This is a genomic window from Nocardia sp. NPDC058497 (genome assembly GCF_042720195.1).
Taxonomy (GTDB): Bacteria; Actinomycetota; Actinomycetes; order Mycobacteriales; family Mycobacteriaceae; genus Nocardia.
The window spans coordinates 1-13845 of the sequence record NZ_JBHXMY010000102.1; the positions used below are offsets into that span (position 1 = coordinate 1).

General features: G+C 70.3%; 7 protein-coding genes. 2 read left to right on the forward strand and 5 right to left on the reverse strand.

The window, feature by feature from the left end; genetic code table 11:
* Positions 1 to 96: 96 nt before the first annotated feature.
* Positions 97 to 5562 (reverse strand): carboxyl transferase domain-containing protein, encoded by a 5466-nt coding sequence (locus ACFWPJ_RS10055; RefSeq protein WP_378849354.1) that lies wholly within the window; start codon positions 5560 to 5562, stop codon positions 97 to 99.
* A 293-nt stretch (positions 5563 to 5855) separates the two neighbouring features.
* On the opposite strand from ACFWPJ_RS10055, the gene trxA reads away from it, so the two are divergent.
* Entirely contained in the window at positions 5856 to 6182 is a 327-nt protein-coding gene (gene trxA / locus ACFWPJ_RS10060) for a thioredoxin (RefSeq protein WP_378849356.1), read from the forward strand.
* A 90-nt stretch (positions 6183 to 6272) separates the two neighbouring features.
* Here the strand turns inward: trxA and ACFWPJ_RS10065 are convergent, their stop codons facing one another.
* The 4 genes from ACFWPJ_RS10065 to ACFWPJ_RS10080 all read right to left on the reverse strand — a co-directional run bounded on the left by ACFWPJ_RS10065 (position 6273) and on the right by ACFWPJ_RS10080 (position 12963).
* Positions 6273 to 7376 carry a PQQ-dependent sugar dehydrogenase gene (locus tag ACFWPJ_RS10065; protein ID WP_378849365.1) on the reverse strand — a complete coding sequence of 368 codons (1104 nt, stop codon included), beginning with the start codon at positions 7374 to 7376 and terminating at the stop codon, positions 6273 to 6275.
* A 39-nt stretch (positions 7377 to 7415) separates the two neighbouring features.
* Positions 7416 to 9998 carry a LuxR C-terminal-related transcriptional regulator gene (locus ACFWPJ_RS10070; RefSeq protein WP_378849358.1) on the reverse strand — a complete coding sequence of 861 codons (2583 nt, stop codon included), beginning with the start codon at positions 9996 to 9998 and terminating at the stop codon, positions 7416 to 7418.
* A gap of 92 nt (positions 9999 to 10090) precedes the next feature.
* The gene (locus tag ACFWPJ_RS10075) at positions 10091 to 11185 is read right to left on the reverse strand and encodes a catalase family protein (RefSeq protein ID WP_378849359.1); all 1095 of its coding nucleotides are present in this window, start codon (positions 11183 to 11185) and stop codon (positions 10091 to 10093) included.
* Positions 11182 to 12963: a peroxidase family protein gene (locus tag ACFWPJ_RS10080; RefSeq protein ID WP_378849361.1), complete on the reverse strand. Its 1782-nt coding sequence runs from the start codon at positions 12961 to 12963 to the stop codon at positions 11182 to 11184. Before ACFWPJ_RS10080 ends, ACFWPJ_RS10075 begins: the two co-directional genes overlap by 4 nt.
* Before the next feature lie 234 nt (positions 12964 to 13197).
* On the opposite strand from ACFWPJ_RS10080, the gene ACFWPJ_RS10085 reads away from it, so the two are divergent.
* The coding region (locus ACFWPJ_RS10085) for a hypothetical protein (RefSeq protein WP_378849363.1) at positions 13198 to 13845 on the forward strand (648 nt) is incomplete at its 3' end.

Genomic DNA, 13845 nt, shown 5'->3' on the forward strand with positions numbered 1-13845 from the left:
GCGCCCCGGCCGGGCCCCCTGCTCGTCCGCTCCCACCCCCGCCCCCCCCCCCGCAACCCCCGGGGGCGCGCGCCTCACTTCACCAGCTGACGACGGCTACCGAGGCAGACGGGTCTCGATCGCGTCGATGATCCGGGGACGCAGCTCGGAGACGCTGACGATGGCGTCGACCGAACCGACCTCGACGGCGCGCTGGATATTGTGGACGCGGTCGAACTCCGCGGCCACATCGCCCAGCTTCTCCGCGCGGACCGAGGAGCGGACCTCGTCGAGTTCCGCGGTCAGGGTCGCGCGGTCGGTGCCGAACGCGTTGGCGGCCTGGGTTTCCAGGTCACGCACGCGCGGGTCGGCCGCGGTCCGGGAGTTGACCTCGCCGGCGAACACCACCGCGGCGGCCGGAGCACCACCGAGGACCGAGGCGAACGAGCCTTCCAGCGCGAGCACGGTCATGTTCGGGTTCAGCGCCTTGGAGAACACCACGAACGCACCGCCGTGATAGCGCGAGATCACGCAGAACACGATGGGGCCCTGGAAGTTCACGATGGCGCGGCCGATCTCGGCGCCGTACTCGAGCTGCAGCTTGCGCATCGACTCCGGGGAACCGTCGAAACCGGACAGGTTCGCCAGCACCACCAGCGGCCGGTTGCCGCTGGCCGCGTTGATCGCCCTGGCCGCCTTCTTCGACGACTGCGGGAACAGCGTGCCCGCGGTGTAGGTGTCGGGGCCGTCGGTCGACGGGTAACCGCGCCGCGGCACATTGCGCGACTCGATACCCAACAGGCACACCGGGATTCCGCCCAGATGCGCGTCCTGCACCACCGCGGTCTCGGCGTCGGCCATCCCGGCCCAGCGCTCCAGCACCAGGTGGTCCTGGTCGGCCAGCGCCCGCATCACGGTCCGGATGTCGAAGGGCTTCTTGCGATCCGGGTTGGCCGCGGCGGAGAAGATCTCGCCGACGGTGGCGAAGGTGCTGTCGGCCAGCACGTGCGGGAAGCCGGAGATGTCACGGTCGATCGGGTCGACCGTCTGCGACCGGCGCGGCGCCTGCTCGCCCGGGGCGACGTAGGTGTGGTCGTAGTGCGCCATCAGCACGTCGCGAGCGGCGGGCAGGTTCGGCGCCCAGTACTGCGCCTGGCCGTTGGGGCCCATCACCCGGTCGTAGCCGCCGATACCGAAGTTGTCCTCGGCCGACACGCCACCGGAGAAGTCCAGCGACTGCTTGCCGGTGAGCACCATCGCCGACTCCGGCGTCATCACCAGCACACCCTTGGTGTGCATCAGCATGGTGGCCTCGGCATTCCAGTACGGCTGCGCGCCGACGTTGATGCCCGCGACCACGATGTTGATCTCGCCGCCGTCCTGGGTGAACTCGACGATGCGCTTGAGCGCGGCGGCGACCCAGTCCATGTTCTCGGTGCCCGATCCCATCGAGATCCGGGCGCCGGAGGACAGCGCGTACCACTCGAGCGGGACCTGCAGCCGTTCGGCGAGATCGAGTGCGGCGATCACCCGGCGGCACTCGGGTTCCGACAGCGCGCCCAGCGACTTGGTCGGGTCGCCGAGCAGCAGCACCCGGGTGACACCTTCGGGGTGCCGGGTGGTCGCCGTGGTGACGACACCGGCGACGAGGGCCGCGGTATTGCGGCCCTTCGGCCGGTCGACAGGTACCAGCGCGTGGTCGGCGTCGAGGTCGTACTCGGCGAATTTGCCGAGCATGCCGGTCAATTCGTACGGGTACACGGTGTTGCGCGCCGCGGCCCGCAGCACCTTCTGCCGGTACTCGTCGACGGGCTCGACCGGCTCGTCGGACAGGTCCCCGACCGTCACCTGGGAGCCGCCGGTGGCGTCGAAGGAGATGCGCACACCGACCTTCGTCAGCTCACCGGTCTTCGCGTCGCGCTGCCGCGCGATGAGCAGGATCTCCTCCAGCCCGGCGCCGGCCGCGGTCGGCAGCACGTGCCCGCCGATCGTCGCCAGCTCCTCGCTGGTGACATCCATCGGCGGCCAGATGTACATCACGATGCGGTTGGTGTTGAGTCGCTTGGCCGACGGCCGCCGGGACTGGGCGCGGCGGATCGAGTCGACACAGGTGGCGATGGTGGCCTCGGCGGTGGGCAGCGCGAGCAGCCTGCCGTCCTGGTCGCGCAGCGCGGCCAGGTCGCGGACCTGGGCGAAGGCGATGAGGCGGTCGTCGGACGGATTGCCCTTCGCCACACACCGGAACAGGTAGACCTCCTCGTCGTCCGAGGACGGCAGCCGGGTGAGGTCGAACTTGCGCAGCCGCTCCATCTGCATGCGCTGCGCGATGTAGGGGTGCAGGCCGCGGATCAGCCGCTCCTCCGCCATGCCGGTGGCCGAGGGGCGGAAGGTGAAGTGGTGGTGCATGACCGCGCCGTCGCTGCCCGCGACCGTGGCCGTGATCCGGTGCACCTGCGGGGGCAGCTGGTGCGCGGCGAGGACATCCTGCAGCGCCGCCGCCATCGCGTCGGACTCCTCGGGCTGGGCTTCCCAGCTCAGGTAGATGTCGGCGTCGACCGAGGCCGCGCCGCTCGCCAGCTCGCCGAGCCCGCTCAGCGCGGTGCCGAGCGCGTCGAAACTCACCGCGGCCGAGGCCAGGCTCGCGCCGTCACGCTCGGCGACGACGAACGCGCAGCCACCGACGTGCTCGGTGTGGACGCCGGTGACACCCTTGTTGCCGTAGTAGCGGCGGGTCAGCACCTCGAGCATCGGGGTGTGGTCGGGCTTGTTGCGCTCGAGCCGCTGGCCGAGCAGCCGCACCAGCGGTTCGGTGCTGCGCACCATGTCGGCGATGCGCTCGGCGCGATCGGCCGTGTCCGGGTGCGCGTCCAGATGCGTCAGATGCCTGCGGACATTGGTGTAGACGCGGGCACGGTTGCGGCGCAGCAGCGGCTGGCCGTACCAGCCGTACACCAGGCCGCGGCACAGGTCGGCGATCACCGGGAAACGCACCTGGGTGGCCACGACGAGGCGTTCCAGCGTCAGGCCGACGGGTTCGCGCAGCACCTGGTCGGGCATCGGCTCGCGCAGCCACTCCCGCAGCAGCGTCGTGATGACCTCGACGGTGTCGGCGGGCCGCTGCTGGGCGAGGAAGATCCGGAAGACCGCGGATTCCAGGTCGGGCGTGCGGTCCAGCTCGGTGACGCCGTACTGGCCGAGCGCCTGCGCGAGCTTGGCGCGGTAGGACTCCGGCAGACCGGCCCGATCGACATCGAGGCTCTGCAGGTAGGTGTGGAAGTACTCGCGGTCGCTGTGCACGTGGCTCTGGTCGGGTTCGTCGTCGGCCGAGCGATTGTGGCTCAGCGCGGCGAGATCGGCGAACACCTCGACGAGTTCGAGTTCCTCGGCCAGCGGCCGGTGGTTGGCGGCGACGGATTCGCGGCGGGCCGCGAGGTAGTCGTCGAGGACGCGGCGGTCGTCGTGCGGATCGACGTCGAAGCCGAGCAGCAGACTCCGCAGGTCCTGCAGGCCGCGGGCGAGCCGCTCGTGCGTCTGCCGCGGCGCGGGCTCGCTGGGCAGGTCGAGCTCGACGGTGCCCGCCGTTTCGGTCTCGGCGGCCTCGTCGTCGTCGGCGATCGGTTCCAGGCGCAGCAGCGGCGCGCCGGTCTCGACCTGGGTGCCGACCGAGACCGCGCATTCCTTCAGCCGGGCGCGGAACGGCGCGCGCAGCACCGTCTCCATCTTCATGCTCTCCAGGACGAGCACCGCGGCGCCGGCCTCGACCTCGGCGCCGACCTCGACCGGGGTGCCGACGACCAGCGCGGGCGCGGGCGAGCGGACGACGCCGCCCTCGTCGCGGCTGATCCGGTGGGTCACGCCGTCGACGTCGATCACGTGGGTCGGGCCGTGGGTGCCGGTGACCAGGCGGTAGCGGCTGCCGTTGACGACGATCTGGCCGGTGTGCAGATCGAACCGCTCGAGGTCGACGTCGGCGGTGACCAGCTCGGTCCCCGCCTCGATGCCGACGCGGAAGCGGTGCGCGCCGATGCGGGCGACGCGGACCCGGTAGCTCGCGCCGCGCAGCTTGAGGTCGAGCGGGCGCCCGCTCTCGTGCTGCACCTGCGGACGCCCACCGGAGGCGGTCGAGATCAGCCGGTGCCGCTCGAGCCGCTCTTCTTCCTCGTAGGCGTCGATCGCGGCGGCCGCGAGCGCGATGGCGGAGTAGCGATGGGTCACGAGGCGGCCCTCGCTGCGCACCCGGTCGATCCAGCCGGTGTCGGCGCTGGCGTCGATCACTTCGGGCTGGTCGAGCAGGTCGAGGACGAAGCTCTTGTTCGTCGCGCCGCCTTCGATGACGACCCTGGTCTGCCCCATCGCCCGGCGCAACCTGCCCAGCGCCTCGTCGCGGTCGCGGCCATAGGCGATGATCTTGGCGATCATCGAGTCGAAGTCGGCGGGAATGGTGTCGCCCTCGCTGACACCGGTGTCGACGCGGATACCGGGGCCCGCGGGCAGGTCGAGGCGCACGATGCGGCCCGGTGCGGGCGCGAAGTCGCGGTCGGGGTCCTCGGCGTTGAGCCGCGCCTCGATCGCGTGGCCACGCTCGGCGGGCGGCTCGCCTTCGAGCTTGCCGCCGGAGGCCACCGACAGCTGGGCCTGGACGAGGTCGAAACCGGTGGTGCACTCGGTGATCGGGTGCTCGACTTGCAGGCGGGTGTTCACTTCGAGGAACGCGAAGAGCTGCTCACCCGGGTGGTACAGGAACTCGACGGTCGCCGCGCCTCGGTAGCCGACCGCGATGGCCAGGCGCTCGGCCGAGGCCTTCAGTTCGGCGGCCTGCTCGGGGCTCAGGACCGGTGAGGCCGACTCCTCGATGACCTTCTGGTTGCGCCGCTGCACCGAGCAGTCGCGGACGCCGAGCGCCCACGCCGTGCCCTGACCGTCGGCGATCACCTGCACCTCGACGTGCCGGGCGCCGGTGACCAGGCGCTCCAGGAACACGACGCCGCTGCCGAAGGCCCGCGCGGCTTCCTGGCGGGTGCGCTCGTAGGCGTCGACGAGTTCGGCTTCGTTGGTGACCATGCGGATACCGCGGCCGCCGCCGCCAGCGGTCGCCTTCAGCATCAGCGGGTAGCCGATCTCGGAGGCTGCCGCGATGGCGTCCTCGACCGTGTCGACCCCGCCCCGGCTCCACGGCGCGACGGGGACGCCGACCTCTTCGGCGAGCAGCTTGGCGCCGATCTTGTCGCCGAGCTTGCGCATGGCGTCCGCGCTGGGGCCGATGAAGGTGACGCCGATGTGCTCGCACAGTTCGGCGAAGGCCGGGTCCTCGGCGACGAAGCCCCAGCCGACCCAGGCGGCGTCGGCCTTGGTGGCGACCAGGGCCTTTTCGAGGACCTTGAGATCCAGGTACGGACGCGCCGAGGCCGGACCGAGGTCGTAGGCGATATCGGCCGACCGCACGAACGTGGCGTTGCGGTCGACGTCGGTGTACAGGGCGACCGTTTCGATCGGTAGCCCGGTCGCCGCTGCCAGATCACGGACGGCATGGATGAGCCGCATTGCGGCCTCTCCCCTGTTGACGATGGCGATGCGGCTGAACACTCGCCGACTCCTTTCCATTACCAAGGACGTGCCCGGGACGGGTGCGAATTCGAACTCCGGTTCAAGGGCAGTCTGCACCTCTCTTCGTTATATGTGAACAGCGTCCGAGGGTTACCGGCACGTATAGATGGAAGTTGGCATCGTCCGGCCGGTCAGCGCTATCGCCGCTGCTCGTCGGCCGGCCTCCTGGACGGCCGAACCAATAGCTCCGGGCGCTTGCCTTGACGTCGAGGTCAATCCCTACCGTCACCTCATCGGGGCGATTTCCGGGCCCCGGCGACCGAGGAGAGACCATGACCAAGAGCGTCGCCACCGTGACCGATGTGACCTTCGCGCGCGAGGTGCTCGATGCCGGCCTGCCGGTGCTCGTCGAGTTCACCGCCGCCTGGTGCCCGCCGTGCAAGATGATCGAGCCGGTGCTCGACGAGCTGGCCCGCGAGGAAGCGGGCCGGATGTCGATCGTCAAGCTCGACGTCGACGCCAACCCCCAGACCACCGCGGACTACGCCGTGCTGTCGATGCCGACTCTGATGCTGTTCCGCGACGGCATCCCGGTCCGCACCGTCGTGGGCGCCAGGTCCAAGCGCCGCCTGCTCGACGACCTGGCAGGCGCGCTCTGAGTCCGGGTCAGTTGGCGCCGTTCATGATGAACCGCACACCCGTGCCAAGGGCGCAGAACTTCCCGATGATCGGCTTCTCCGGCATTCGAGTCAGCGGGCGGGGAAGCGGAGGATGTGGTCGTCGCCGTCGCGGAGGTCGCCGCGGCCGTCGGTGTTCGAGGTGGTGAGCCAGAGGGCGCCGTCCGGTGCCACGGTGACGGTGCGTAGTCGGCCGTAGGAATCACGGAGGACGTCGCGGGGATTCGTCGCTGATCCATTGGATACTGTTGCGGTCCAGAGTCTTTCACCACGGAGAGCGGCTACGTAGAGCGTGTTCCCCGCGATGGCGATGCCGGAGGGTGAGGCTTCCGAGGTCGACCAGGTGAGCAGGGGGTCGGTGAAACCGCTGTTCGCACCGCCGGATCCCTCGACCTCGGGCCAGCCGTAGTTGCGGCCCGGCTCGATCAGATTGATCTCGTCCACCCGGTCCTGGCCGAACTCGGCGGCGTAGAGCGCGCCCGAGCCGTCCCAGGCCAGACCTTGCACATTGCGGTGGCCGAGGCTGTAGACCGGGGAGCCGGGGGTCGGATTTCCCGGCGCGGGTGCGCCGTCGGGGGTGATCCGCAGGATCTTGCCGTTGGGGCTCGCGGCGTCCTGGGAGAGCCCGCTCCGGCCCGCGTCGCCGGTGCCGACGTAGAGCATGCCGTCGGGTCCGAAGGCGATGCGGCCGCCGTTGTGGTTGCCCGCCTTCGCGATTCCGTCGAAAATGACCTCGACCGGCTCGCCGGGCCGGAACCGCACGATGCGATTGTCGTCCTCGGCGGTGAAATACGCGTAGACATACCGGGTTCGGTCATAGTCGGGGGCGACCGCGAGGCCGAGCAGTCCGCCCTCACCGCGCGCGACAACGCCCGGCAGCTCGGCGAAGAGCTCCGGTTCGCGGCCCGGCGCCACGCGCAGGATGCGTCCGGAATCTCGTTCGGCCACCAGCGCCGTGCCGTCGGGCAGGAAGGCGAGGCCCCACGGGACATCGATCCCGCGTGCCACCTCCTCGGGAGCGCCCAGGTCGGGGACGCCGGAGGGCACGCTCGGCGCGGGAGCGGTGACGATCGCCGTGAACGGTGCGCGACCAGCGGGCTCGTCGCTCGTGCAGGAAGTCGCAGCGCAGGCGATCAATATGGCGCCCAAGATATTTCGCGCACCCTGGCGCGACATCGCTTCCTGCGGATGGTCTCTCGCGACGGTCACGGCGCTTCAGATCAGCTTCGCGAGTTGTTCGCGATCGGAGGCGTCGAGTTTGATGCACGCCCGGTAGATGTGGCCTTCGACGGTGCGCACGGAGACGCAGAGCCGTTCGGCGATGGCACGGTTGGACAGGCCACGACCGATGAGCGCGGCGATCTCGCGTTCTCGTTCGGTGATCGGGAGCGGGCGCGCGGCGGCGGTGATGGCGGGAGTGCGGGCGCCGTCGCAGCGGGCGGCCAAGGCCTGCACGCGGGCGGCGGCTTGGGCGCTGGGGCGGCGCTGGCCCGCGTGGTCGTAGATCGGGACGGCCTGCGCTGCCGCGTCGGCGGCGGCCAGGAGCAGACCCGCGGTCTCGAATTCGAGGCTCACGGCGGCCAGCGCGCGCGTGTCGGCGTGGGCGAAGGCGGCGGCATGGCGGGCGTAGATGCCCGCGGCGGGCCCCTGGATGCGGGCCGCGACCATCGCCAGCCGGGTGGCGACGGTGCGGTCACCGAAGCGGGCGGCATGATGCAGCGCCTCGGCTTCCAAGGCGAACTGGCCGGTGCGGTGCGCGAGGTCGGCCGCCTTGCGGGCCAGCTCGATCGCCGCGTGCTGGCTGTGCTCGGCGGCGGCCACCCAGGCGCGCGCGATCAACCGCTGTGGCTCGTGCAGCGCCATGTGCGGCCCGCGGTGTTCCTCGGCGTCTGCGAGGACTCGTTCGGCCTGCTCGACCTCGCCCAGCGCCGCGTACGCCCGCGCCAGCAGCAGCCGGGCAGGCAGCTTCCACGCCAGGGAACTTTCGGCGTTGAGTGCCGCCAGCGCCTGTTCGAAGGCGGTGATCGCTTCGCGGAACCGGCCGCGATAGGTGGCGACCACGGCGACCGCGATCCTGGCGATCGCCCACCCGATGAACTGGCCCGCCGAGGAGAACTCCCGGTATTCGGAGGCCCGCTGCTCGGCGCGGTCGAGCTCGCCGATGGTCGTCAGCGCCAGCACGTCCCCGTACCTGACCATGACCCGGACCAGGCCGTCGGTGGACTTCTGCTCGGCGGTGATCCGGGCCGCGATCGGCGCGAAATCGGCGCCGCGTCCGGCCACCGGCATCGCCAGACCCAGCGCAAAGGCGGCGAAATCGACGGCTTGCCAGGGTGAATCCGGGTCGGCGATGACGCGCTCGGCGGTCTCGATACCGACGGCGATCCGGCTCTCGTGCACCGCCATCGCCGCGCCGAAGGCATCGACCGTCAGCCGCAGCGCGGGATACTCGACCCGGGCGGCGAGCAGGTCGAGCAGGTCACGGGCACGCGTGACATGGCCGAGCGACCAGAACTGCAGCCCTGCCCTGAGCACGCCCCACTGGACGAGTTGCAGCGGATCGAGGCGGTCGGGGTCGAAACGGGCCAGGATCTCGTCGGCTTCGTGCGGCTTGCCCTGCCACATCAGTGCCCGCGACAGCAGTTCGGCCGCGCGCAGCCCGCCGCAGCGCTCGCACGCGGCGCGCGCGAGCCGTTCGGCCAGCGGCAGGTTGGACATGGCGACCGCGTCCTTGGCCGCGTTGATCAGCACGACGATGTCGATCGGCTGATCGCTGTCGATACACAGCTGCGCCAGCCGGATCCGATGCGCCGGCGTGCTCAGATCGCGGTCGCGCAGTGTCTCGACGATGCGACCGCGCCGTGTACGGGCCGCGGCGGTGCCGACCCGGCGGCGGATCACCTCGCCGAGCAGCGGATGACTGAACCGGACGTCGACCGCCGGGCCGTGGCGGCTGACCCGGATCATGCCGGTGAGCTCGGCCGTGTCGACGGCCTCCACCCCGACCAGCTCGGTCAGGATGTCGATGTCGAGCGGTTCGTAGACGGCCAGCATCCTCAGCGCCTCCAGCACCGGCTCGCCTACCCTGGTCAGCCGCTCCTCGAGCAGTTCGACCAGCCCCGACGGCACCGCGGTCGGCCCGCGCAGCTGCCAGACGCCGTTGGTGTCGGTCAGCGTGCGCGCCTCGACCGCGCCCTCGACCATATTGCGCAGGAACAGCGGATTGCCACCGGAGGATTCCCACATGACGTCGGCGCTGAGCCCCTCCAGGGTCCCGCCGAGGACGGTCTCGATCAGTGCGACGCACTGCTGTTTGGTCAGCGGCGTCAACTCGATGCGTTCGAGGTAGCCGTCCTTCCACAGTGAGGTGACCGCGTCCGGCACGGTCTCCCCGGTGCGGACCGTGGCGACGACGCGGGCGCTGTGATCCACGGCGATCTGGTGCACCAGCGTCGCGGACAGGGTGTCGAGGAGGTGGGCGTCGTCGACACCGATCACGGTGCCCGACTGGGCGAGCAGGTTCTCCCGCGCCGAGTGCAGCAGCGCGAGCGGGTCGCGCGAGGCCGACGCGGCGATCCAGGGGGCGAACGCGCCGAGTGGAATGGCCTGGGACGACGCGGTGCAGGCCGCCCAGCGCACAGGATTCGGCAGCACCGAGGTGACGAGCCGCGCCAGGGTGGTCTTGCCGATTCCGGCGGCGCCGACGAGCACGACACCACCGGTGTTGCCGTTGGTCAAAGCTGTACGGACGGCGTCGTATTCGGCGGGGCGATGAAGCAGTTGCCACAATTCGCCCATACAGCAAAATTCTAGTTCCCGCCCGGCCGTGTCACAACGAATATGTGCAGGTGCAACTAATTTCCGGGCCGGACGGGCGGGGAGGGCGATGGTCATGGTGGCAGTTCGGTGGCGTCGCGTGGCTCGAGCCGGGGCGCGTTGTTGACGTCGTGGCGGAAGTTGCTCGACGCCTCGTAGACGCGCTGCTTGAGCCGGTTGATCGAGCCGAGCGGACGGTGCGCGTCGAGGCCGCGCCAGGAGTTGAACGACAGCACATCATCGCCGTAGGCACGCCGTTCGGGCGTGTAGGGATCCTGGACGTCGAAGCGGATGGTCGCGACGGTGCGGTGCGGTGATGCGTCTTCCGGCCACGGCACGGTCGCGTCCTCGATCGGCATGGTGGTGGTGTCGGTGCACAGTTGCGCGCGCAGCTCGTAGGTGGCGCTGTGCGAGGCGAAGAAGTCGATGACGGAGTCCTGATGGACGTTCACTCCCGCCTCTTCGCTCACCGGTTGCCCTTGCAGCGCAACGACTTCCGGTGACACGGGCACATAGAGCAGCTTGGCCACGTAGTCGCCGTAGCGCACGGGCGCCGAGGTGTAGAAGGTCTCGCCCAGAATGTGGGTGTTGGGCGCGATGAAGACGCTGAGATTCGGTGGCACCCCCCGTCCGATCCGCCGCAGCACGTGCTGGTCCACGGCGGCGAGAAGGCTACTGCCGGTCTGCAATACCGGATCGGGCAACCGCGCGAGCACCCAGGCGGTGGGCATGCCCTTCATCAGGTAGGCGTGCGCGTCGGCGAACAGGAACTCCCGGTGGGTGACCATGATGAGGTCCTGCGTGGTGGCCTCGTCGTCGGGCAACGCCCGTTGCCCGTGCACGCCGAGCACTTTGATCCCCAGCCCGCGGACACCGCGCAACTGGTCGCTGCGGATCACGCCGGAGGTGCTCGACAGCCGGGCGATCACCGGGTAGGTCGCCGGGGTGGCGAACAGGCCCTGCGCCAGTTCGGGCGGCAGGCCGGCGGGCACGGTCAGCTCGCCGCGCAGGATGCCGTGACTCTTGGCGTGCGCGTCGCGCAAACCGCGCTTGTACTTGCGGTAGGCGCGTTCGTTGTTGTCGCGCAGGACCGCGATGATCTTGTCGATGTCCTGCTCTTCGTCGGGCCGCGGGTGTTCGAGGTCGTCGCGGTAGCGCAGGTAGGTCATCGTCGGCTCCTCCACGGCGCGAACGGATTCGCGACGCCGTCGAGCGCGGGCGCCAGCGTGGGAAAGTGGCGCAGCAGGACGCTGCGCATCGAGTTGTCGCGCACCCACGCCATGCCGGCCTCGGTGTAGACCTCGGGCCGGAAGTCGGTGGTGAAGAACCGGTCGGCGGACAGCCGCCGCGACGCCATCAGCACGAACACCCGGAACGCGGTGTCGCTGAAGCCGAAACCGGGCGGTTTGGGCTCGGCGTAGAGCCCGATCATGAGGTCGACGTCGTCCACGTCGCCGTAGATCCGCTCGAGTTCGCGGGCCCACCGCGGGTTGTCGGTCAGCTGGTCGAACGAGGTGACCGGCGGCAGTCGCAGATGCTTGCGGAATTCGTTGTAGCGCGGCACGCCCCGCTCACGGACCCGCAGGATGTCGACGGTCGCCAGGTCGAGCAGCGGATGTCCGGGGCGGGTGAGGTTCTGCAGGTGCCGCGGATAGTTGTGCAGGGTCAGCGCGCCGGGGTTGGCGCGGCCGAACGAGTAGAGCAGCGTGTCCATCGGTGTCTCGGCGAGGCGTTCGCGAATGTGGGCGACGCCCAGCTCCGGGAGCGGATATTCGGCCAGGACGCTGTCGTCGGCGAGGCTGCGGACCACGAGTTCGTCGGGGATGAGCGGATGCATCCGGTACACGGAGACGAATTCCTCGGTCAGCGAGAACGGCACGCCGTGGTCGTCGACCGCGGATCCCGGTATGCCGCACAGCACTTCGTTGCCGGTGAGCCTGCCGAACCGGCGGGCGACCCGCTCGCCGAGCACCCCGAACCAGTTGGCGCGCATGGCGGCGACGGTGGTGGGATGCGCGATGACGGCCGGTGTCCAGTCGACGGTGTGGATCTTCGCGATCAGCGCCGAGTTGACCAGGCGTGCGGTGTCGTAGAGCTGTTGGTCGTCCAGGTCGGGATAGCGCCGGCTCAGGCGACGGCAGATCGCATTGTGTTCGCGCAGGAACAGCGAATGCAGCAGGGCAAGGCCGACCCAGGCGTTGGCCGCCGCGTCCGACAGGGCGATCAGGCTTTCCGCGTCCAGTGGTGGCAGGCCCAGTTCGTCGATGACGAGTTCGCCGCCCTTGCCCGATCGCATGGCGGCCGCGAATTCGGCTGTGCTGCCATAGATCTGGGAGGCGTCCCACCAGTGGCTCTCCACCGTGGTGTACGTCGGCGGACCGCCTGGTTCGGGGCTCGGCACCGAGGCGGTGCGCGGGATCGTCATCGGCGGGTCCGGCCACGGATCCCGCGCGTCCAGGGTCACCGTGAAGGGCTCGGTGTCGGCGTCGTCGTGGTCGAACCAGTCGTGCACTTCGAACTGGATCCAGGCCGCCGCCAGCAGATTCAGGGTCGTGGCGGGCTGGAACCGGTCGCGGGTCAGCAGTTGCGTGCTGATCAGGCGCGGGTTGGGTTCCAGAATCCGCGCGGCGTCCTCCGGGTGGGTGTGCGCGAGCGGGACGTTGCGCCCGAACCTGCAGCCGACCGACCCTGTCCTCGGGTCGGCGGCGTTGTTGTAGGTGCCGTCGACGGTGCGCGCGCCCTGGTGCTCGCCCGCCTCGTCCGGTGGCAGCGGTTCGCCCGGATAACCGCCGGTGTCGAAGAGGTTCTGCGCGCGGAGCCGGCTGCGCAGGCCGACCAGGACGGCCAGCCCCAGCGGCGGCGGCAAGCGGAACCAGCCGATGCGCCGATCCAGTGCTTCGGCGGCTCCGACCGCCAAGCGGGTGACAAACGGAGTCGTCATGACCATCGAGAACCTCCACGTGGCTGGCTCGAACCGCGGCGTACGAGAACTGGTCGGAAATCAGTGTCCGGCACGGCAGACCCCCTGTCACGGGTAGTGGACTACTCGCCCATCGGGTACGGCCGCACGCGGCTGATGTTCCGGATAACGATTTCGGCAACCACCGCGGCGGCCAACTTTCAGCAATCGAGTAGCGAATTACGCGCGCCGGGTGGCGGGTCGATGGGTCACGCTGCTTGGGTGACTACTCCGATCGAAATCAAGGTCAATCTCGACGGCGATCTCGTCGACGCACAAACCCGGCTGGGGTGTACGAACGCCGCGGCGATCAGCCGCGACGTGTGGTTCGCCGAACCACCTCGCCCACATGCGGGCGAGGCGTCTGCCCTCGCGGGCCGGATCGCCATCCGGCTGCGCAGCGGCGAGCGCGACGACCTGACCGTCACGCTGCGCCCGTGCGAGCCATCGCAGCTGGTGGGCCGCTGGGCGTCGGCGTTCACCGACGAGGCGGTGCGGTACCGCATCGAGGGCGACTGGTGCGGCGAGGAGCGGGTGCTGTCGGCCTCGCTGCTGAGTAAACGCCCACCCGGCTCGCTGCGGGTGGCCGCCCTGCGTGGTGAGGACGTCACCGAGGCCCTCGACTCCGCTCAGCGCCAGTTCGTGGTGAGCTGCACGCCCCCCGGCGTCGCGGTCGAGCACCTGCGGGCGAGGGGTCCGGTCGCGTCGACCAGGTGGACGAAGGTGCACCTCGGCGGCCTGGAAGTCGACGCCGAACGCTGGACCGTCGGCGGCCGAGACCAGTTCCCTCTGTCGCGCCCCCTTGGGACCCGGCCCCGTCGCGGCACACCCGGCCCGCGCGCGCCCCGCCCCCCCGGGGGCGCGCCCGCT